The sequence below is a fragment of the Mycobacterium sp. 852002-51961_SCH5331710 genome, assembly GCF_001665535.1.
Taxonomy (GTDB): domain Bacteria; phylum Actinomycetota; class Actinomycetes; order Mycobacteriales; family Mycobacteriaceae; genus Mycobacterium.
In genome coordinates this window covers 92,581-113,172 of record NZ_LZSQ01000106.1, presented here as the reverse complement: position 1 = coordinate 113,172, position 20,592 = coordinate 92,581, and the positions used below count along the sequence as shown (strand labels likewise).

At 67.1% G+C, this 20,592-nt stretch carries 20 protein-coding genes and 1 tRNA gene; 7 read left to right on the top strand and 14 right to left on the bottom strand.

Annotation, left to right across the window (positions count from 1 at the left end; translation table 11 throughout):
• Positions 1–39 precede the first annotated feature (39 nt).
• Entirely contained in the window at positions 40–1,488 is a 1,449-nt protein-coding gene (rpsA, locus tag A5752_RS18465) for a 30S ribosomal protein S1 (RefSeq protein WP_067088390.1), read from the bottom strand.
• Positions 1,489–1,655: 167 nt separating this feature from the next.
• Between rpsA and A5752_RS18460 the strand changes: the two genes are divergently transcribed.
• Positions 1,656–2,822: a PrsW family intramembrane metalloprotease gene (locus A5752_RS18460; RefSeq protein ID WP_067088388.1), complete on the top strand. Its 1,167-nt coding sequence runs from the start codon at positions 1,656–1,658 to the stop codon at positions 2,820–2,822.
• A gap of 3 nt (positions 2,823–2,825) precedes the next feature.
• Here the strand turns inward: A5752_RS18460 and polA are convergent, their stop codons facing one another.
• A complete protein-coding gene (polA, locus tag A5752_RS18455) occupies positions 2,826–5,486 on the bottom strand; it encodes a DNA polymerase I (RefSeq protein WP_197500668.1) in 2,661 nt (886 codons plus the stop codon).
• Positions 5,487–5,629: 143 nt separating this feature from the next.
• The gene (locus A5752_RS18450) at positions 5,630–5,968 is read right to left on the bottom strand and encodes a hypothetical protein (RefSeq protein ID WP_067088441.1); all 339 of its coding nucleotides are present in this window, start codon (positions 5,966–5,968) and stop codon (positions 5,630–5,632) included.
• Between the two features lie 141 nt (positions 5,969–6,109).
• Here A5752_RS18450 and A5752_RS18445 point away from each other — a divergent pair, with 141 nt between their 5' ends.
• The 4 genes from A5752_RS18445 to A5752_RS18430 are packed head-to-tail and all read left to right on the top strand — an operon-like array spanning position 6,110 to position 8,625.
• Positions 6,110–6,547 (top strand): Zn-ribbon domain-containing OB-fold protein, encoded by a 438-nt coding sequence (locus tag A5752_RS18445; protein WP_064395703.1) that lies wholly within the window; start codon positions 6,110–6,112, stop codon positions 6,545–6,547.
• Entirely contained in the window at positions 6,544–7,743 is a 1,200-nt protein-coding gene (locus tag A5752_RS18440) for a lipid-transfer protein (RefSeq protein WP_067088437.1), read from the top strand. The genes A5752_RS18445 and A5752_RS18440 overlap by 4 nt, the downstream gene beginning before the upstream one ends.
• On the top strand, positions 7,733–8,407 hold the full coding sequence (locus A5752_RS18435; RefSeq protein WP_067088385.1) for a YwaF family protein: 675 nt from the start codon (positions 7,733–7,735) through the stop codon (positions 8,405–8,407). The genes A5752_RS18440 and A5752_RS18435 overlap by 11 nt, the downstream gene beginning before the upstream one ends.
• Positions 8,404–8,625 carry a DUF167 domain-containing protein gene (locus tag A5752_RS18430; protein WP_067088439.1) on the top strand — a complete coding sequence of 74 codons (222 nt, stop codon included), beginning with the start codon at positions 8,404–8,406 and terminating at the stop codon, positions 8,623–8,625. Before A5752_RS18435 ends, A5752_RS18430 begins: the two co-directional genes overlap by 4 nt.
• On the opposite strand, the gene A5752_RS18425 is transcribed toward A5752_RS18430, so the two are convergent.
• The 6 genes from A5752_RS18425 to A5752_RS18400 form a co-directional block, all read right to left on the bottom strand.
• Complete coding sequence (locus A5752_RS18425) at positions 8,626–9,393, bottom strand: ABC transporter ATP-binding protein (protein WP_067088383.1); 768 nt, start codon at positions 9,391–9,393, stop codon at positions 8,626–8,628.
• Positions 9,377–10,204, bottom strand: a complete 828-nt coding sequence (locus A5752_RS18420) for an ABC transporter ATP-binding protein (protein ID WP_067088381.1) — start codon at positions 10,202–10,204, stop codon at positions 9,377–9,379. Before A5752_RS18420 ends, A5752_RS18425 begins: the two co-directional genes overlap by 17 nt.
• A complete protein-coding gene (locus tag A5752_RS18415; RefSeq protein WP_067088379.1) occupies positions 10,201–11,370 on the bottom strand; it encodes a branched-chain amino acid ABC transporter permease in 1,170 nt (389 codons plus the stop codon). Before A5752_RS18415 ends, A5752_RS18420 begins: the two co-directional genes overlap by 4 nt.
• A complete protein-coding gene (locus A5752_RS18410; RefSeq protein ID WP_067088376.1) occupies positions 11,367–12,413 on the bottom strand; it encodes a branched-chain amino acid ABC transporter permease in 1,047 nt (348 codons plus the stop codon). Before A5752_RS18410 ends, A5752_RS18415 begins: the two co-directional genes overlap by 4 nt.
• A gap of 82 nt (positions 12,414–12,495) precedes the next feature.
• Positions 12,496–13,710 (bottom strand): branched-chain amino acid ABC transporter substrate-binding protein, encoded by a 1,215-nt coding sequence (locus A5752_RS18405; protein ID WP_067088374.1) that lies wholly within the window; start codon positions 13,708–13,710, stop codon positions 12,496–12,498.
• 188 nt (positions 13,711–13,898) lie between these two features.
• Positions 13,899–14,531: an ANTAR domain-containing response regulator gene (locus A5752_RS18400; RefSeq protein WP_067088372.1), complete on the bottom strand. Its 633-nt coding sequence runs from the start codon at positions 14,529–14,531 to the stop codon at positions 13,899–13,901.
• Positions 14,532–14,609: 78 nt separating this feature from the next.
• Between A5752_RS18400 and A5752_RS18395 the strand changes: the two genes are divergently transcribed.
• Positions 14,610–14,683 (top strand) — tRNA-Leu (locus tag A5752_RS18395).
• A 50-nt stretch (positions 14,684–14,733) separates the two neighbouring features.
• Positions 14,734–16,035 (top strand): adenylate/guanylate cyclase domain-containing protein, encoded by a 1,302-nt coding sequence (locus tag A5752_RS18390; RefSeq protein WP_082963960.1) that lies wholly within the window; start codon positions 14,734–14,736, stop codon positions 16,033–16,035.
• Here the strand turns inward: A5752_RS18390 and A5752_RS18385 are convergent.
• From A5752_RS18385 to macS, 5 genes are read right to left on the bottom strand one after another with little or no spacing between them, the layout of a single operon-like run.
• Positions 16,010–16,459, bottom strand: a complete 450-nt coding sequence (locus tag A5752_RS18385; RefSeq protein ID WP_067088370.1) for an SRPBCC family protein — start codon at positions 16,457–16,459, stop codon at positions 16,010–16,012. The genes A5752_RS18390 and A5752_RS18385 overlap by 26 nt on opposite strands.
• Positions 16,460–16,509: 50 nt before the next feature.
• Positions 16,510–17,001 carry a Dps family protein gene (locus A5752_RS18380; RefSeq protein WP_067088368.1) on the bottom strand — a complete coding sequence of 164 codons (492 nt, stop codon included), beginning with the start codon at positions 16,999–17,001 and terminating at the stop codon, positions 16,510–16,512.
• A 38-nt stretch (positions 17,002–17,039) separates the two neighbouring features.
• Positions 17,040–18,791 (bottom strand): DUF2339 domain-containing protein, encoded by a 1,752-nt coding sequence (locus A5752_RS18375; protein WP_067088366.1) that lies wholly within the window; start codon positions 18,789–18,791, stop codon positions 17,040–17,042.
• 43 nt (positions 18,792–18,834) lie between these two features.
• The gene (locus tag A5752_RS18370) at positions 18,835–19,491 is read right to left on the bottom strand and encodes a response regulator (RefSeq protein ID WP_067088363.1); all 657 of its coding nucleotides are present in this window, start codon (positions 19,489–19,491) and stop codon (positions 18,835–18,837) included.
• Positions 19,464–20,591 carry a MacS family sensor histidine kinase gene (macS, locus tag A5752_RS18365; protein WP_067088362.1) on the bottom strand — a complete coding sequence of 376 codons (1,128 nt, stop codon included), beginning with the start codon at positions 20,589–20,591 and terminating at the stop codon, positions 19,464–19,466. The genes A5752_RS18370 and macS overlap by 28 nt, the downstream gene beginning before the upstream one ends.
• Between the last annotated feature and the right edge of the window lies 1 nt (position 20,592).

Sequence of the window (20,592 nt, the reverse complement as noted above, 5' to 3'; positions counted from 1 at the left end):
GCCCCGGCTCGGTGAGCCGGGGCCTTCGATCGTGATGACTTAGGCGTTGCCTGCGAGCTTCTCGCGCAGCGCCGCGAGCTGTGCATCGCTGGCCAGCGAGCCTCCCGCGGACTGCTCCTCGCCGCGTGATGCGCCGTTGGATCGCGAAACGGACGCCTCCGCAGCTTCAGCTTCAGCGGCGGCGAACTTCTCCATCTGCGCGGTGTGCATCTTGTGGCGACGCTCGGCCTCGGCGTAGCGGGACTCCCACTCCTCACGCTGCTTCTCGTAGCCCTCGAGCCATTCGTTGGTCTCGGGATCGAAGCCCTCGGGGAAGATGTAGTTGCCCTGCTCGTCGTAGCTGTCGGCCATGCCGTACTTCGACGGGTCGAACTCCTCGGTGTAGTCCTCGTTGGCCTGCTTGAGGCTCAGCGAGATGCGGCGACGCTCCAGGTCGATGTCGATGACCTTGACCATCGCGTCGTCGCCGACCTGCACCACCTGGTCCGGGACCTCGACGTGCCGCTCGGACAGCTCCGAGATGTGCACCAGACCCTCGATGCCCTCCTCGACGCGAACGAACGCGCCGAACGGCACCAGCTTGGTGACCTTGCCCGGCACGATCTGGCCGATCGCGTGGGTGCGGGCGAAGTGGCGCCACGGATCTTCCTGAGTCGCCTTGAGCGACAGCGAAACCCGCTCGCGATCCATGTCGACGTCGAGCACCTCGACGGTGACCTCGTCGCCCACCTGAACCACCTCGGACGGATGGTCGATGTGCTTCCAAGACAGCTCGGAGACGTGCACCAGGCCGTCGACACCGCCGAGATCGACGAACGCGCCGAAGTTGACGATGCTGCTGACGACACCCTTGCGGATCGCGCCCTTCTGCAGCTGGTTGAGGAACTCGCTGCGGACCTCGGACTGGGTCTGCTCCAGCCAGGCGCGGCGGGAGAGCACCACGTTGTTGCGGTTCTTGTCGAGCTCGATGATCTTGGCCTCGATCTCCTTGCCGATGTACGGCTGCAGATCGCGAACACGACGCATCTCGACCAGCGACGCCGGCAGGAAGCCGCGCAGGCCGATGTCGAGGATCAGGCCGCCCTTGACGACCTCGATGACGGTGCCCTTGACGGCCTCGTCCTTCTCTTTGAGCTCTTCGATGGTGCCCCAGGCCCGCTCGTACTGAGCGCGCTTCTTGGACAGGATCAGGCGGCCTTCCTTGTCCTCCTTGGTGAGGACCAGAGCTTCGACCTCATCTCCGACGGACACAACCTCGTTGGGGTCGACGTCGTGCTTGATGGAGAGCTCACGGGAGGGAATGACGCCTTCGGTCTTGTAACCGATGTCGAGCAGGACCTCGTCACGGTCAACCTTGACGATGGTTCCCTCGACGATGTCGCCATCGTTGAAGTACTTGATGGTCTTGTCGATGGCGGCGAGAAAGTCCTCGCTCGAGCCGATGTCGTTGACGGCTACTTGCGGCGAGGTGACGGAGGGACTTGGCATGTGGTGGGTTGCTCCGGACAGGTTTGATCGTAGGGACTAAGGGACTCGAGTTATTGGTGTTACCCGCCGCAGAAGAATGCAAAAACCACAGACAGGTACCCGTAGAGGTTACTCGACTGGGCACATGCTGGACAAACCCGGTCCCCACGGGCCGCTAGTCTGCTCTGGTGTCACATCCCGGCGCACCGCATCCCGCCTGGCTTCCAGCACCGCCGTTCCAACGCAAAGTCCGCAAGGTCGGGGCGCCCCTCGCGGTGCTCATTCTGCTCGGCACCGTGGCCGGGCTGATCATCGTCGGTCTGACCGCGCTGAACCCGGTGGGCGCCGGCATCGGGTTGGTCCTGTCGAGCCTGGCCATGGTGGTCGTGGTCCTGGCGTACGTATGGCTGGACCGGTTCGAGCCCGAACCGCCGCGGCTGTTGGCGTTCGCGTTCCTGTGGGGCGCCTCGGTCGCGGTGGTGCTGTCCGTGCTTCTGGGGCTCTACCTCGAGTCGCTGATCGTGCGGGGCGAGTCCGACGGGGTCAGCGCGGTGTCGGTGGTGGTCATCGCGCCGATCATCGAGGAAGCGGCCAAGGGCGCGTTCTTGCTGGTCATGATGACCGGACGGCGCCGCCGTGAGCTGAACTCGCTGACCGACTGCCTGGTCTACGCCGGGTTGGTCGGCGCCGGCTTCGCCTGGCTGGAGGACATCCTCTACATCGCCAGCGGTGAATCGCTCGGCGACTCGCTTCTGACCGCAGCGCTGCGCCTGGTGATGGCGCCGTTTGCGCATTCGCTGTTCACCACGTTCTTCGGCATCGGCGTCTACTTCGCGCTGCAGCGCCGCACGACGGCCGCCAAGGTCGGCGTCCTCGTGCTGGGCTATCTGGCGGCGGTGTTCACCCACGCGCTGTGGAACGGGTCGTCGCTGCTGGGCATCGGCTGGTATTTCGGCGTCTACCTCTACTGGATGATGCCGCTGTTCGCGTTGGCGATCGTCCTCGGCGTGCAGAGCCGCCGTCGTGAGCAGGCGATCGTCGCCGGCAAGCTCCCGGGCATGGTGCAGGCCGGTCTGGTGACTCCCAACGAGGCCACGTGGCTGGCCTCGCTTCGACAGCGCAAGCTGGTGCTCGCGCAGGCCGGTAGGCAGGGCGGACGACCCGCGCGCAAGGCGGTCAAGCGGTTCGCCGCCCAGGTCGTCGAGTTGGCGTTCGTGCGCGACCGCATCGACCGCGGGTTCGGCGATCCGCGCGTGCAGGCGATGCTGGTCGAGGAGGCCTACGCCCTCTACGCAGTGCGCGCGTCGACTCCGGCACTACACGCCTTGGCCGGGTACCGCGCACCGGCACGCTGACGATCAGTGAGCTGCGGTGTCCCAGCTGCGGCCGTAGCCGACCGACACCTCCAGCGGCACGTCGAGCGGATAGGCGTTGCCCATCTGCTCGCGGACCAGCGCCTCGAGCGCGTCCCGCTCCCCCTTGGCGACCTCGAAGAGCAGTTCGTCGTGCACCTGCAGCAGCATGCGCGACTTCAGGCCGGCGTCCTTGAGCGCGGTATCGACGTTGATCATCGCGACCTTGATGATGTCGGCCGCGCTGCCCTGGATCGGCGCGTTGAGCGCGGCACGTTCGGCGGCCTCGCGCACGTTGCGGTTGCTGCTGTCCAGCTCCGGAAGGTAGCGCCGCCTGCCGAACACGGTCGAGGTGTAACCGTCCTTGCGCGCCTGATCCACCACGTCGCGCAGGTAGTCGCGCACCCCACCGAACCGGTCGAAGTACTGCTCCATCTGCACCTTGGCCTCTTCGGTGGAGATCTTCAGCTGCGCGGCCAGCCCGTACGCGCTCAGTCCGTAGGCAAGCCCGTAGGACATGGCCTTGACGCGGCGCCGCAGCTCGGCGGTGACCTCATCGATGGGTACCGAGAACGCACGTGATGCGACGAAAGAGTGGAGGTCTTCGCCGGTGCGGAACGCCTCGATCAACCCGTCGTCCTTGGACAGGTGCGCCATGATGCGCATCTCGATCTGGCTGTAGTCGGCCGTCATCAGCTCCGAATAGCCCTTGCCGACGACGAACGCGTCGCGGATGCGCCGGCCGGCATCGGTGCGGATGGGGATGTTCTGCAGGTTCGGCTCGGTGGACGACAACCGGCCGGTGGCCGCGATCGTCTGATTGAACGTGGTGTGAATGCGGCCGTCGGACGCCACGGAGTTGAGCAGCCCGTCGACGGTGACCTTCAGCCGCGTGGCGTCACGGTGTGCCAGCAGATGCTGCAGGAACGGGTGGCCGGTCTTGTCGAAGAGCGACTGCAGGGCGTCGGCGTCGGTGGTGTAGCCGGTCTTGGTGCGCTTGGTCTTCGGCATCTCCAGCTCGTCGAACAGCACCACCTGCAGCTGCTTCGGGGAGCCGAGGTTGATCTGCTTGCCGATCACCGCGTACGCCGCCTCGGCCGCGTCGCGGATCAGGTCGGCGAACTCGCTCTGCAGCTGGCCGAGCTGCTCGAGATCCACCGCGATGCCCGCCGTCTCCATCTCGGCCAGCACGCGCTGAACCGGCAACTCCATGTTGTTCAGCAGCGCCAGTGAGTCGATGCGAGCGAGTTCCTCGTCGAGCGCGTCGGCCAGGTCCATCACGGCGCTGGCCCGCAGGATCACGGTCTGCACCGCCTGGTCGTCGACCCCGTCGGTGTCATCGAGTAACGAAAGCTGTTGTTGTTCAGGGTTTTCAGCGCGAAGCTCACGCTTCAGGTACCGCAGCGACAGATCGTCGAGCGTGAAGCTGCGCTGACCGGGCCGGACCAGATACGCCGCCAGTGCGGTGTCGGAGGTGACGCCGGCGAGCTTCCACCCGCGGCCCTCGAGGTCGTGCATCGCCAGCTTGGCCTCATGCAGGGCCTTCGGCGGGCCGGGGTCGGCGAGCCAGGAGGCCAGGGCGGCCTCGTCCTCGGTGGTCAACGTCGAGGTGTCGATGTAGCGTCCGTCGCCGTCCGGGGCGACGATGCCCAACGCCGTCGCGTCGGCGTCGAAGGCCAGATGCGTGCCGACAACCGCCAATCCGAACCGCTTGCCCGAGCTGTGCTCGGCGAGCCACGCCGCGAGCTCCCCCGGCTCGAGCGCCTGCCCGCGCACATCGAAGCCCTGGTCGACCTCGGGATCCGCGGAGGCCAGCGTGTCGAACAGCCGATCGCGCAGGACGCGGAACTCGAGATCGTCGAACAGCCGGTGGATCTGGTCGCGGTCCCACGGCTGCATGCGCAGGGTGTCGGGCGTTTGGGGCAGCGGCACGTCGCGGACCAGATCGGTCAGCTCGCGGTTCAGCACGACGCTGGACAGGTTGGCCCGCAGCGCGTCACCGACCTTGCCCTTGACGGTGTCGACGTTGTCGACCAGCGCCTGCAACGAGCCGAACTCCGCTATCCACTTGGTCGCCGTCTTCTCCCCGACGCCGGGGATGCCGGGAAGGTTGTCGCTGGGGTCACCGCGCAGGGCCGCGAAGTCCGGGTACTGCTGCGGCGTCAACCCGTACTTCTCGACCACCGCCTCCGGCGTGAACCGGGTCAGCTCGCTGACGCCCTTGCGCGGGTACAGCACCGTGACGTCGTCGCTGACGAGTTGCAGCGAGTCCCGGTCGCCGCTGACGACCAGCACCCGGTAGCCGCCCTGCTCGGCCTGCGTGGCGAGCGTGGCGATGATGTCGTCGGCCTCGAAGCCCGGTTCGGCGAGCACCGTGATGCCCAGCGCGCCGAGCACCTCCTTGGTGATGTCGATCTGCCCGCGGAACTCGTCCGGCGTCGTCGAGCGGCCGGCCTTGTACTCCGGGTATTTGTCCACGCGGAACGTCTGCCGGGACACGTCGAACGCGGCCGCGATGTGGCTGGGCTGCTCGTCGCGCAGCAGGTTGATCAGCATCGCGGTGAATCCGTACACCGCGTTTGTGGTGAGCCCGCCCTGCGTCTTGAAGTTCTCGGCGGGCAATGCGTAGAACGCCCGGTAGGCCAGCGAATTGCCGTCGAGCAACATCAATGTCGGCTTCTGGTCGGTCGGTTCCGACCCTGCCTTCTGGGATGCCGTCTTCTTGCCGGTGGCGGTGGTGGCTGGGCTCACGGCCCTACTCTAGGCACCGCCGCCGACACCAACTTGCCCGCGGGCGGTTGCCGATGGGGTCAGTAACCGAGGAGCTTGCGGAACTGCTGACCGACGGCCATCGACTGGCCCATTCGCTGCACCCAACCGTCGAGGGCCGCCTTCGTGTCGTCCGCATTCCAGCCGCGCTCCGAGGCGATCGCGATCATGCCGGCTTCGTCGGTGACGCCGCGCGCACCGGCCTCGCGGGCGAGGTCGGCGTAGTCCTGAAGCGAGACGCCGTGAATGGGCTCCCAGATCGGGTCGTCCGCGGCCACCAACCGCGTCGACGGACCTCTGAACAGCGCGGTGTCGATCGGGCCCGCGCCGCGCACGTGCACCATGCCGTCAGCGGACCTGGCCTTCTTGAACAGTCCCATCATTTCCTCCGATCTCCGTTGTCCGGCGGCGGATCCGACCGGCAGAACCCACTCCACCCCGCGCCGACGGCTACCGATCCCAACCTCCCGCTGAACTGGAACACGTTTCAGTTCTGCTTCGTGACTCGGTACGCTGAGCCGGTGTCAGCTTCCACTCAGCCCGCGATCGACGGCTGGTTCGCCACCGACGGATCCGGAGCGCCCTACCTGATCGGCGGCAAGTGCCACCAGTGCGGCACGTATGTGTTTCCGCCCCGTGCCAACAACTGCCCCAACCCCGCGTGCGACGGTGACGAGCTCGCACAGGTTCCGCTGTCGCGGCGCGGGACGCTGTGGAGTTACACCGAGAACCGCTACGCTCCCCCGCCGCCGTATCCGGCGCCCGATCCCTTCGAACCGTTCGCGGTAGCGGCGGTGCAGCTCGCCGACGAAGGGCTGATCGTGCTCGGCAAGGTCGTCGAGGGCACCTTGGCCGCCGACCTGAAGGTCGGGATGGAGATGGAACTGACCACGATGCCGCTGTTCGTCGACGACGACGGCGTCGAACGCGTCGTCTACGCATGGAGGCCTGCGTCATGAGTCCCGAACCGCTGTACATCCTCGGCGCCGGCATGCACCCCTGGGGGAAATGGGGCCGAGACTTCACCGAATACGGCGTCGTGGCAGCGCGGTCGGCGTTGGCCGAGGCGGGTCTGGACTGGCAACAGATCCAGCTCGTCGCCGGCGCGGACACGATCCGCAACGGCTACCCGGGTTTCGTCGCCGGCTCGACATTCGCGCAGAAGCTCGGCTGGAACGGTGTGCCCGTGTCGTCGAGTTACGCCGCGTGCGCCAGCGGATCGCAGGCGTTGCAGAGCGCCCGCGCCCACATCCTCGCCGGATTCTGCGACGTGGCGCTCGTGATCGGTGCGGACACCACCCCGAAGGGTTTCTTCGCCCCGGTCGGCGGTGAGCGCAAGAACGACCCGGACTGGCAGCGCTTCCACCTGATCGGTGCCACCAACACCGTCTACTTCGCCCTGCTGGCGCGCCGCCGCATGGACCTCTACGGGGCCACCCTCGAGGACTTCGCCGCGGTGAAGGTCAAGAACGCCAAGCACGGGCTCGACAACCCGAACGCCCGCTACCGCAAGGAATCCACGATCGAGGACGTGCTCGCCAGTCCTGTGGTCTCCGACCCCCTTCGGCTGCTTGACATCTGCGCGACGTCGGACGGCGCGGCCGCGCTGGTGGTGGCGAGCAAGTCGTTCACCGAGAAGCACCTCGGGTCCGTCGACGGAGTGCCCTCGGTGCGCGCGATCAGCACGGTCACACCGCAGTACCCGCAGCATCTGCCCGAATTGCCGGACATCGCAACCGATTCCACGGCCGTGGTGAATGCACCGGAGCGGGTGTTCAAGGACCAGATCCTCGACGCCGCCTACGCCGAGGCCGGAATCGGCCCCGAGGACCTGAGCCTGGCCGAGGTGTACGACCTGTCCACCGCGCTGGAACTCGACTGGTACGAGCATCTGGGCCTGTGCCCCAAGGGCGAGGCCGAACAACTGCTGCGCAGCGGCGCGACGGCGATCGGCGGGAAGATCCCGGTGAACCCGTCCGGCGGACTGGCCTGCTTCGGCGAAGCCATTCCGGCACAAGCCATCGCGCAGGTTTGCGAACTGACCTGGCAGCTGAAGGGACAGGCCACCGGCCGCCAGGTCGAGGGTGCCAAGGTCGGCGTCACCGCCAACCAAGGCCTGTTCGGGCACGGCTCGTCCGTGATTGTTGCTCGCTAGGCAGTTCGAACCGTACGGCCCCTCCTACTGGGGCGCCATCGCGGTGTTCGCTGTGGGCGCGGCGCTGCTCGTGTGGGTCGGTCGCCGCGCCACCACCACGCAAGCACGGCGGCTGGGCCACGGACTCGGTGGGCTGACCGCGGTGATCTACGGCGCGATCCTGGTCTACAACCTGGTGCCGCCGACGCTGGCCGGTTCGGTGCCGCTCCAGCTCACCGACCTCGCGACCGTCGTCGCGGCCTACGCGTTGTGGACCCAGCGGCAGTGGGCCTACGCATTGACCTACTACTGGGGTCTGGTGTTGAGCGTCCAGGCGTTGATCTCACCGGTGTTGCGGGGCCCCGACTTTCCGCACTACCGCTTCCTGGCGTTCTACGCGATCCACCTGCTGGTGGTGTGGGCGGCCATCTATCTGACGTGGGGACGCGGAATGCGGCCCGGCTGGCGAGACTTCCGACTGGCGGTGGTCGTCACCGCAGCGTGGGCCGTGGTGACCGTGGTGTTCAACAGGATCGCCGACACGAACTACGGCTTCACCAATTACAAGCCGGAAACCGCTTCGGTGTTGGACATTCTCGGCCCGTGGCCGGTGTACATCGTTAGCACCGCAGCCCTCGTCTTCGCCGTGTGGGCGCTGATGACGTGGCCGTGGGTGCGGCGATGATCGTGGCGGTCCGGGTCAAGCCCGGCAGCGCCAAGGGCCCGCTGGTCGAGGTCGACGACGCCGGCGAGCTGACCGTGTACGTGCGTGAGCGGGCCGTCGAGGGCAAGGCGACCAAGGCCGTCACCAAGCTGCTCGCCCAGCATTTCGGTGTTGCGCCCAGCCGGGTGAAACTGATCTCGGGCGCCACCTCGCGGATCAAACGCTTCGAGGTCGGCTGATCAGGCGACGCCGAGGTAGGCCGCGCGAATGCTGTCGTCGGCCAACAGCTCTCGGGCGTCGCCGGTGCGGGTGACCTCACCGGTCTCGAGGATGTAGGCCCGGTCCGACCGGCTCAACGCCTGCTGGGCGTTCTGCTCCACCAACAGCACCGTGGTGCCCTGGGCGTTGATCTCGGCGATGATCTTGAATATCTGCGAGATCACCATCGGTGCCAGGCCCATCGACGGTTCGTCGAGCAGCAGTACCCGCGGCCGGGCCATCAACGCGCGGCCGATCGCGAGCATCTGCTGCTCACCACCGGACAGCGTGCCGCCGACCTGATTGCGGCGTTCGGCCAGCCGCGGAAACGTCTCCAGAATCCAGTCGAGTCGTTCCCTGTGTTCGGACCGTGACGCGAATTTTCGTCCATAGCAGCCCATTTCGAGGTTCTCGACAACCGTCATGCCCGGGAACACCCCGCGGCCCTCGGGCGCCTGCACCAGCCCCTTGATCGCCCTTTGGTGTGCCTTGACCTTGCTGATGTCTTGGCCCTCGAACCAGATGGAGCCCGTCGTCAGCGGCAGCAACCCCGAGATCGCGCGCATGGTGGTCGTCTTCCCTGCGCCGTTGGAGCCGAGCAGCGTCACGAGCTCACCCTCGTGCACCGTCAGCGAGATACCGTGCAGCGCACGTATTCTGCCGTACTGCACGACGATATCGCGCAACTCCAGCACAACGGGGCGCTCGACGTTCGGCTCGTCATTCGGCCTTTCATTCAAGGCTGTCATCGGGCACCCCCAGATAGGCTGCGATGACCTTCGGGTCCTCGCGGATCTCGGACGGCAGACCGTCGGCGATCTTGCGCCCGAACTCGAGCACCACGATGCGATCGGTCACGCCCATCACCAGCCGCATATCGTGCTCGATCAGCAGCACCGTGTAGCCGTCGTCGCGGATCTTCTGGATCAGCTCGATCAGCGCGGCCTTCTCGCGCGGGTTGAACCCGGCCGCCGGTTCGTCCAGGCACAACAGCTTCGGTTCGGTGGCCAGCGCGCGGGCGATCTCGAGCCGGCGCTGATCCCCGTACGGCAGGTTCTTCGCCTTCTCCTCGCCGCGATGGGCGATCCCGACGAAATGGAGTAGCGCAGCGGATCTTTCGATCGCCGACCGCTCTTCGCGGCGGTGGCGCGGCGTTCGGACCAGTGCGCCGGGCACCGAGGTGAAGTGTCGGGCATCGGTGCCGACCATGACGTTCTCCAGGGCGGTCATCTCGCCCCACAGCCGGATGTTCTGAAAGGTGCGCGCGATACCTCGCCGCGTGATCTGGTGGCGTTTGATCCGGCCCAGCGGCGCGCCGTCGAACATGACGGTCCCCGATGTGGGGCGGTACACCCCGGTGATCGCGTTGAAGCACGTCGTCTTGCCCGCACCGTTGGGTCCGATCATGCCGAGGATCTCCCCGCGGCGGATGTCGAACGACACCGAGTCCAGCGCGGTCAACCCGCCGAATTTCATCGTGAGATCGGTTGTCTTCAGCAGGATCTCGCCTTCGGCGGCCTGGATGTCGCGGTGGACGCCCGCCAGTTCTTCGATGGTCATCGCGCGGATTCCTTCTCCGGCGAGCGCAGCAGGTCGCGTGCGGCCTTGCCGTATGCCAGCAGCTGCGCGCGGGCCGGGAACAGACCCTGCGGCCGGAAGATCATCAGCATCACCAGCGCCAGACCGAAGAACAGGTACTTCAGGTCACCGAGGTTGATGCCGAGGAATTCGACACCCAGCAGCCGGTTCGGCAGGTAGACGATGACGAACGCGCCCACCACGACGCCGAGCTTGTTGCCCTGCCCGCCGAGCACCACCGCGCACAGGAACAGCATCGAGTTGATGATGTTGAACGTCGGCGGCGCGACGAACTGCACCTGCCCCGCGTACAGCGCACCGGACAGCCCGCCGATCGCCGCGCCGATCACGAACGCCCACAGCTTGAACCGGAACGTGTTGACGCCCATCACCTCCGCGGCGTCCTCGTCCTCCCGGATCGCAATCCAGGCGCGGCCGACGCGGCTGCGTTCGAGGTTCCCGACCAGCAGCAGGATCCCGATCATCAGGATGATGCCGAGCCAGAACCACCACGTGCCGTAGTTGGCGTCGCCCGCGGAGTTGCCGCTCGAGAAGACTCCGTCGGGCACACGGTCGGTCGCGCCGATCCGCGGGTAGGCGACCTCGTTGAGGCCACGGGGCCCGTTGGTCACCTCGGCGAGGTTGTCGGCCAGAAGCCGGATGATCTCGCCGAAGCCCAGCGTGACGATCGCCAGGTAGTCCCCGCGCAGCCTCAGCGTCGGCGTGCCCAGGATCAGACCGGTCAGTGCGGTGATGGCCATCGCCAGCGGCACACAGGCCAACCATGCCCAGTGCTCGTTGAACCATCCGGTGGGTCCCATCTTGTTCCACGGGCTGTTCGGGCTGGTGAGCAGCGCGACGGTGTACGCGCCGACGGCGTAGAAGCCGACGTAGCCGAGGTCGAGCAGGCCGGCCTGGCCGACGACGACGTTGAGGCCGATCGCGATGATCGCGACCATCGCGAACTGGGCCATGGTGCCGCCGAAGCTGATGTTCGGCGTGGTCAAAAACGGCGGCGGGAACAGGGGCAACAGCGCCAGCAGGCCGAAGGCGACCAGGCCGAAGCCCCACTTCTGTACGCGGGAAAGCCCGTCCCACCAACGACGCAACGCGTCGCCGGGCGCCAGGAGCTTCTCGCCGGTCTTCATGCTCGCGCCTTCCCGAGGCTTTCGCCGAGTATCCCCGTCGGCCGGAAGAACAGAACGAGAACGAGCAGGACGAACGCGACGACGTCGCGCCACTGCGTACCGAACACCGCCTGCCCGTAGTTCTCCATGATGCCGAGCAGCAGACCGCCCAGCAGGGCGCCGCGCAGGTTACCGATGCCGCCGAGGACCGCGGCCGAGAACGCCTTGATGCCGAGCAGGAATCCGCCGGAGTAGATGATGCCCTGCGGAACCTTCAGCGTGTACAGCAGCGCGGCCGCCCCGGCCAGCAGACCGCCGATCAAGAACGTCAGCATGATGATGCGTTCCCGCGAGACGCCCATCAGGGTCGCGGTGTCCGGGTCCTGCGCCACCGCCCGGATCCCGCGGCCGAACTTGGTCCGGTTGATGGTCAGATCGGTCATCAGCGCGAGCACCAGCGCCGCGCCGACGATGATCAGCGTGATGTTGGAGACCGCGGACCCGAAGACGGTGAACTGCGTCTGCGGTGCGACGAGCCGGATCGGTTGTTGTGCGTTGGAGCCGCCGTACCCGTCGATGATCTTCGGCAGGATGAAGTGCACGAACTCCTGCAGCACGAACGACATACCGATGGCGGTGATCAGGAACGACAGGCGTTCGGCCTTGCGGCGGCGTAGCGGCCGGTACGCCACCGCCTCCAAACCGATTGCGGTTGCTCCGGATACCGCCATCGCGAACAGCATCGCGATCGCCAGATACAGGATCGTGAGCGCGACACCTTTGTTGTAGGTGTTACCGCTCGGCGTGAAGCCCAGGATCATGTCGAGGCAGAAGTACGCGCCGAACATGCCGAACATGAACACTTCCGAATGCGCGAAGTTGATCAGTTTCAGCACGCCGTAGACCAGCGTGTAGCCGACCGCCACCAGTGCGTAGATCGCGCCCCAGGACAGGCCGTCGATCGTCAACTGCCAGAAGCCGTCTCGCAACCCGTCCAGGTTGAAGCTGATGTTGGCGGCCAGGCAGGTGTACTGGTCGACGCACTCGGGTGGGATCCCGGTCATCCGGTGGCGGCTCCTCGCGGGAACGGGCCTCTAGCGAAAACGCGTCCGAGCCTTTCGGTCTCGGACGCGTTCCGCCTGCGGGCTATTGAACTTTGTAGATCCAGATCAGGCTGGTGGTCAGTTCGCCGTTCGGCGTCCACTGGTACTGGCGGGCCACACCGCGGCCGTCGTAGTTGCGGACGAAGTCGAGCAGCGCTGGCCGGGTGATGGCGCCCGAGTCGATGCCCTTCAACAGGATCGTGCCCAGGTCGTAGCCCTCGCTGCTGTAGGTGCCGGGTTCCTGGTTGAACTTCTTGGTGTACTCGTCGGCGAAGCTGCCGGTGGCCGGGCCGCACGGGCACGAAAGCACGGCGTCCTTGGACGCGTCGCCGGCCTGCTTGACGAACTCCGGATCCTTGGTGCCGTCGGCGCTGGCGAACGTCCCTTCGTAGCCGCCGTCCCGAAGCTGCTGCACGAACGGCGCGGCTTCGGCGTAGTAGCCGCTGAAGAACACCGAATCCGGGTTGGCGCCCTTGATCTGGGTCACCGCCGCCGAGAAGTCCTTGTCGCCCTTCTTGACCGAGATGTTGCACGACGAGTCGGCCACCGGGCCGAGCGTCTCGCGCACGGTCTGCGCCAGGCCCAGACCGTAGTCGGTGCTGTCGTCGACCACGCAGACCTTCTTGTGGCCCAGCGTGTTCTTCAGGTAGTTGGCGACCGACGGGCCCTGCACGCCGTCGTTGCCCAGGCCGCGGAAGAACGTCCGCCAGCCCTTGTCGGACAGCGTGACGTTGGTCGCCGAGGCCGTCGCCGCGACGAGGCCGGCCTGGTTGAACACGTCGCCGGTGGCCATGGTCTCACCGGAGAAGGCGGGACCGATCAGGCCGATGGTGAACGCGTCGTTGATGATCTGCGGCGCGATCTGGGTGGCCTTCTGCGGATCACCCTCGGTGTCGAAGGTCTTCAACTGGACCTGGCATCCGGGGTTGGCGGCGTTGTGCTTGTCGACGGCCAACTGGATGCCGTTCTTGATGTTGATGCCCAGTGCGGCATCGGGGCCGTTGAGCGCCCCGGCCATGGCGATCGACACCGGCGGGCACTGCGCGTTGCCGTCCCCTGCGGGGTCAGCGGGCGCGGCGCCCTCATCGGCTTTGACCTCGGCACCGTTTTCGTCGATCTGGATCTGTTCGACGATCTTCAGATCGGTCTGCGCCTCGCCGCCCTCACTCGGCTCCGACTGCTGGCAGCCGGCTATGCCGAGTACGACCAGACCAGCGCTGCTGATAGCAAATGCTCTCCGTGCCATGCGACCGCGCACGCTTCACCTCCGGGTCATTTGGGTTAGTCGGCGACGGCGCCTCAGCCCGGCGGGCGGGGGCGGCGACGTTCCGGGAAGACCATAGCCAACGGTTGACGCTGGTGCGCGTTGTTGACCCATGCGTGGCGGGTGTCGTGGCCGAACCGCATCTTCGGAAACCGGATTTTTACGGGCTGCCGGGCCGGGAGTTAGCTCGACTCCGGTGCTTCGCTCGGCGTGTCGAGGGTTTCGAGCACCACTTCGGCGACGCGTTTCATGGTGGTGCGCCGGTCCATCGCGGCGCGCTGGATCCACTTGAACGCCTCGGGTTCGGTCATCCCCTGCTTGGTTTGCAGCAAACCCTTGGCCCGCTCGACGAGCTTGCGTGTCTCCAGTCGCTCGGACAGCGTCGCGACTTCCTGCTCCAGCGCAGCCATCTCCCCGAAGCGGCTCACCGCCACCTCGATGGCCGGGATGAGGTCGGTGATGGTGAACGGTTTGACCAGGTAGGCCATGGCGCCGGCGTCCCTGGCCCGTTCGACCAATTCCCGCTGGCTGAACGCGGTCAGGATGACGATCGGTGCGATGCGCTTACCAGCGATCTCGGAGGCCGCATCGATGCCGTCGCGGCGGGGCATCTTGACGTCCATGATCACGAGGTCGGGCTTCAGGCTCTCGGCCAGATCGACCGCCTCCTGCCCGTCACCCGCCTCTCCGACGATCTCGTAGCCCTCTTCGCGGAGCATCTCGGCGAGATCCATCCGGATGAGCGCCTCGTCCTCGGCGACGAGAACTCGGCGGGCCTTCACGGCGTCGGGCGGTGACCCAGCAGCGGTTGCCATGGAAGCCATTGTGGCGTAGCAGTGCCGTTCAGCGAGTTCGGGGCATCATCTATGGTGGTAAGCCGCGCCACAGCGAATGCCCTCGTAGCCCAATTGGCAGAGGCACACGACTCAAAATCGTGACAGTGTGAGTTCGAGTCTCACCGAGGGCACCGAGAATCAGCAGGTCGAATGTGTTCGGCGTTACGCTCTAACCGTGGAGATGAGGCTGCGGCCGGTCTGCGTGCCCGAAGTGGCGCTCGAGAGCCGGACGCCCGCCCGGGTTCGGCACCACGCGGAACTGTCCGTGCGACGCCGGCGGGTCCTCGATGTCACAGCGATGATCAGCGCGGCCATCAGCGCCTTCTTCGGTTTCCAGGGTCTGATCGTCGGGGTCGAGGTGTGGTGGATTCCGGTTCTCAGCCTCATCAGCGCCGTGGCGTTCGCAGCGATCCCGCTGCTGTGCCGCTTCGGCGAGCTCGTCGCGCCGCTGGTGTTCTTCGTCGTCGCGTTCGTGACCATCACGATCCAGTGCATCCAGCTCGGCACCGGATCGGGGTTGCAGTTCTACTTCGTCGTGGCGGCCGCGATCATGGTGGTCATCCTCGGCATCGACCACATCCTGCTGGCGTCGGTGCTGTCGGCGTTGGGTGCGGTGACGGTGGTGCTTCTGGAGTACTTGGTGCCGGATAACACCGGCATACAACCGGATTGGGCCCGTACGACGTCGTTCATACTGACCGTCGCCACCGCGTGGATCCTCGTCATCGCCACGTTGTGGTTCGCGCTGCGGGAGATCCGCCGGGCACGCCTGGCGATGGAGGCCGAATACGAGCGGTCTGAACGCCTCCTGGCCAACATCCTTCCCGCGACCATCGCCGAGCGGCTCAAGGACCCGAGCCGCACCGTCATCGCCGACCGGTACGACGACGCGTCGATCCTGTTCGCCGACATCGCCGGCTACACGTTGCGGGCCAGCGACACCAACCCGTGCGATCTGGTCCGGTTCCTCGACCGGCTCTACACGGACCTGGACGCGCTCGTCGACCGCCACGGCCTGGAGAAGGTCAAGACGAGCGGCGACTCCTACATGGTGGTCAGCGGTGTGCCACACCCCCGCCCGGACCACCTCGAAGCCCTGGCCTGCCTGGCGCTCGACATGGCCGACGCCGTCGCCGACCTGCGCGACCCGCGGGGCCGCAGGGTGCCGCTGCGCATCGGTCTCGCCGCCGGCCCGGTGGTCGCCGGGGTTGTCGGGGCGCGCAAGTTCTTCTACGACGTGTGGGGTGATGCGGTCAACGTGGCGTCCCGCATGGAGACCACCGACGTCGAGGGCCGCATCCAGGTACCCGACGATGTCGCCGAACGCCTGCGCAGCACGTTCGTGCTCGAGCCCCGCGGTGAGGTCGAGGTCAAGGGCAAGGGCGTCATGACGACGTGGTACCTGGTCGGACGGCGCGACGATGCCGCCGTGCGTGAGGCGGTCGAGCTCGAACCGCTCAGTCGTCGACCTCAGTCGGTTTGAGCCGCTCGGCCAGTGCCGCCAGCCGCCACAGGGTTTCCCGGTTACGGGGGTAGGCGGCGATATCGGTCAGCTTGTTCGGCATCATCGCGGCGGGTCCACTGACCGGGAACTCGGTCATCTCAACCCGGCAGCCGTCGGGAATGTCGAAGAGCCGCAGGATGATTCGCGCCCCGCCGAAGGGACGGCCCTTGGCGTGCAGCACCAGTTCCTCGGGCGGGGTGCTCTTCTCGACGACGGTGACGTCGTTGAGCAGCAGCGGCCAGACGCCCACCGAATGCCGGATTTCCGCTCCCGGCGCCGGCCAGTTCGGGTCGACGGCGCGCATGCGGCTGTTGCCGACCACCCATTGTGAGTACGTCCACCCGTCGGCCATGACGTCCCAGACCTGCTGACGGGAGGCGTGGATATCGCGTGTCACAGTCACGCCCCGAGATATACCCCGATCGCGGAAAACGACGCACTGTCGAATGCGCGCTAGACCTTGCGGTTCTCCGACTTGATCAGCCAGGCCTGCTTCTCCAGGCCATCGATCAGCTGGTGCAGGACGTCGGCGGTGCTGGGGTCCTCGGCGTCGACGGCGTCATGCACCTGGCGCATCGTGTCGACCGCGGCGTAGATCCGGCCGGCGATCAAGTCGACCGCCTCCTGGGTGCTCACCTCGTACGCCGGGAACTGCGGCAGCGTGGTGGTGGCGGCGACCGTGTCCGTGCGACCGTCCGGCGTGGCCTCCAAGGCCCGCATTCGCTCGGCGATCGTGTCGCTGCCCTCGCGGGCGAAGTCGACGAGCTCGTCGAGCTGAAGATGGAGGTCCCGGAAGTTGGTGCCGACGATGTTCCAGTGCGCCTGCTTGCCCTGCAGGTGCAGCTCGATCAGGTCCACCAGAACCCGCTGCAGGTTCGCGGCGAACTCCGGCGACGCTTGAAATCCCTGTACTTCTGTCTCCGAACGACGTGTAGATGTGCTCATGGCCTCTACAACACCTCCTATTCTGGACTCAGTCCAGTTTAGCATGTGTCACTGGTCACATTTGGGCTCCGCTGGTCCTGCTTCTCCAGTAGGCGGGCGTAGCCGGCGCCCATGCCGAGCAGGACGAGACCGACGACGATGAACACCACAACGCGGAAGATGCCGTTGAGCGTGCCGAGGTCGAAGAGGAACAGCTTGGCCATCGCCGCGGCCACCAGGGCCAATCCCCCGCCGATCGGCACCGACCGGTCCGCCCGCGGCAGCCGCGCCGCATAGCCGAACAATGCGGCCGCCAGTGCGATCCAACTGATCGTGGCGACCATGTGGCCCGCATAAAACCCGCTGTCGGTGCCCCCGACCAGCACACCCACAGTGACGGTGAACGTCGTGATCGCGTATCCAGCCACGGCGGCCGCGACCGCCCACAACGCGGAATTCTGCGGATCGAACGCCCACACGATCGCGACGCTCCACGCGATCAGCAGCACGCTCGCGACCAGCGTCGACGCGGCCACGCCCCCGCTCATCGACGTTCCCCACAGCAGCGTGTCGGGCGGCGCCCAATGCAGGTAGTAGAGCGACCCGACGGCCGCAAAGCCGATCGAGACCGCCTTGGCCGTGACGTGTTCGCGCCCGGCCAGTGCGACCATCAGCGCCATCGCCAGCAGGACCGGTCCCGCGATCGGACCGTCGAACGCCACCATGACCGCGACCACCGCCGATATCGCCGAGAGCACCGCCCATATCCGGCGTACCGCGCTGTCGACCCCCGGCAACCGGTCGGCCACGAACACGATCGCCAACAGTCCTGCGGCGAGCGCCGCCGCCATCAGCGCGGCGACGACACGGTCGACAGCCAACGAGACCGACAGCACAGGCAGCATGCCGAACCCGGTGAGGATGGCTATCACCCGCTTGTTCGCGGTGTGCGGCAACAGAATCAGCGCACCGGCGATCGCGAGCAACGCCGCGATGCCGCACGCACCGGCCAGCCACGCATCGTGTCCGTCGTCGAAGTACACGCCGACGAGCGCCACCAGCAGCGGCAGCGTGGCCGCCGCGACGCGTGCGGCGTGCAGCCAGAGCCAGTCCTTGCCGAACTGCACCGGCAACGAGGCCGCCGACAGCGCGAGCATGAACGCCACGAGCAACAGCGTGACGCCACCGACCACCACCGGGGCCAACGCCAGCAGCGGGATCAGGACGAGCAAGCCCAGCTGCTCGGAGTTCCAGCGGCGGGCCAGCGTGAGCCCGCCTCCCCCGATCAGGGCGGCGAGCACCAGACCGACGGGCGGAGACATCCACTCGTAGATGGTGGTCACCGCGATGACGTCCATGTAGGCCGCAGCGATACCGGTCGCCGCCAACGCGATCGCGCCGGTGCGGCCGCCGGGCCTGCGGTTCAGCCACCAGCCGGCGCCAACGAGCCCACCTGCCAGGACCACACCCGCCGCGACGCGGATCTCCGGTCGCAGCAGGCCCGCCTGCGCGGCCAGGACGAGCAGGAACACGACGCCGATCAGCGTCACGGCCACGCCGGCGACCGCCAGCAGCTTGCCTATCCATCCCTCGTCGCGGGGCGGCTTCGCCACGGGCGCAACGTAAGGCGGCGGATACGCGGCGGGAGCGGCGTAGGGCTGCGGCGGGTGCTGCGGCTGTTGTTGCGCCGGCGTCGAGACCAGCAGCCGGTCGAGCTCGGTCAGATCCGACGACACCCGCGCCAGATATGCGGAGATCGCGGAGAGATCGGCGGACAGGCGGGCGATGACGGCGCGCTGCGGTTCGGTCATGCAGCCATCGTCACAGCGCGACGGCCCGACCGGATGAGTAGGACTACTCGTCTAGCCCGTGTTCGATCGCGTAGCGCGCCAGCTCGACACGGTTCGCGACCTGCAGCTTGCGGAAGGTGGCCTGCACGTGGTTCTCGACCGTGCGGTGGCTCAGCGACAGTCGGGCGGCGATCTGCTTGGCAGTCAGACCCTTGGCGACATAGCGAAGGATCTCGGTCTCCCGCTCGGTCAGGCTCGGGGTTTCCGGTCCGTCGCCGCGATTCTGGGCGATCCGCCGGTACTCGCCGAGCACCAAGCCCGCCAGGCCGGGCGTGAAGACGGCCCTGCCCTCGGCGGTGGCGCGCACCGCGTCGCCGAGTTCCTGCTTCGAGGCGCTCTTCACCAGATAGCCGGTCGCCCCGGCCTTCACGGCTTCGAGAACGTCCTCCCGCTCGTCGGACGCCGACAACACCAAAATCTTCGATGACGGCGACACGGCCAGCACTTCCGCGGTCGCCTGCGCGCCATCACCGTCGGCGAGCCGCATGTCCATCACCACGACGTCCGGTTGGACCGCCGCCGCGCGGCGCCGCGCCGCACCCACCCGGTCGGCGGTCGCGACCACGGTGAAGCCGTCCTCGGCGAGGTCGCGGGCCACCGCGTCACGCCAGATGGGATGGTCGTCGACGACCATCACCGTCGGGGTAGCGTCAGTTCCCATTCCGTCCCGCTCTCCGGCCCGGTGATCAGCTTGGCGCTGCCACCGAGCCACTTCATCCGTCCCACAATGGATTTCGAGATGCCGATGCGACCCTCTCGCTCCGCCTCCGCCAACCGCCCCTCCGGTATGCCCGTGCCGTTGTCCCGGATGCTGACCGTGACCGCGTCGCCGAGGTCTTCGAGCAGCACGTAGGCGTGCGCGTCCGGTCCGGCGTGGGCGACCACATTGTCGAGCGCGTTGAGGACGGCAGCAGACAACTCGGTGGCGACGACGGCGTCCAGCAGAACGGGATCGGCGGGCAGGCTGACCGATACTCGGTCCGACGCACGCTGCCGCAACAGCGCCCCGACGTCGGTCATCGCCCCGACGCGGGGTTCGCTCTCCCCAGAGCTGACCAGTCGCCTCAGCGCACGCTCCTGCTGGCCGGCGAGATCGGCGAGTTCGGCGGTCTCGCCGCCGATTTCGCGGCCGCGGCGCGACACCAGCGCGAGCACCTGGATGGCACCGTCGTGCACCTCGCGGGACAACCGCTCCCGCTCCTGGTGGGCCGCAGCCAACCGCGCGGCCTGCTCCAGTTCCGTATGCGCCCGCCGCGCGGTCTGCGCGGCCATACCCACGGCGAGGCCGACCGCGAGTTCGATGACAATCGTCGCGTTGCGCCAGACGTCGTAGTTGATGAAGCCTTTGACGAGGGTGCTGGCAACCATCACCGCCACTCCGGCGAACATGCCCGCGATCGGGCCTGCGACGATCGCCGCCGAAATGGTTGCGTTGGTTGCCCACAACGTCGTTGGCCAGGACTGGTTGTCCAACGCCCACTGCGACGACGCGACCAGTTCGGTCGACAGGACCAAAGCCACGACCACCGCAATCTCGGCCAGCACCCAGGCCGGGCGTCGGCCGAACCCCTGCAGATAGGCCACCGCGCACACCGCACTCCACCCGATCAGCACGGCGAACAGCGACCACGCCAGCCCCGGCCGCTCCAGGTCGGGATTCACCGACACCTGGAACCCGAGGGCGTACAGGCAACTGAGCAATCGGAAGACCTGTGCCGCGCGCCACAGCGGTGTGGCGGGATCCGGGGTGCTTGCCGGCATC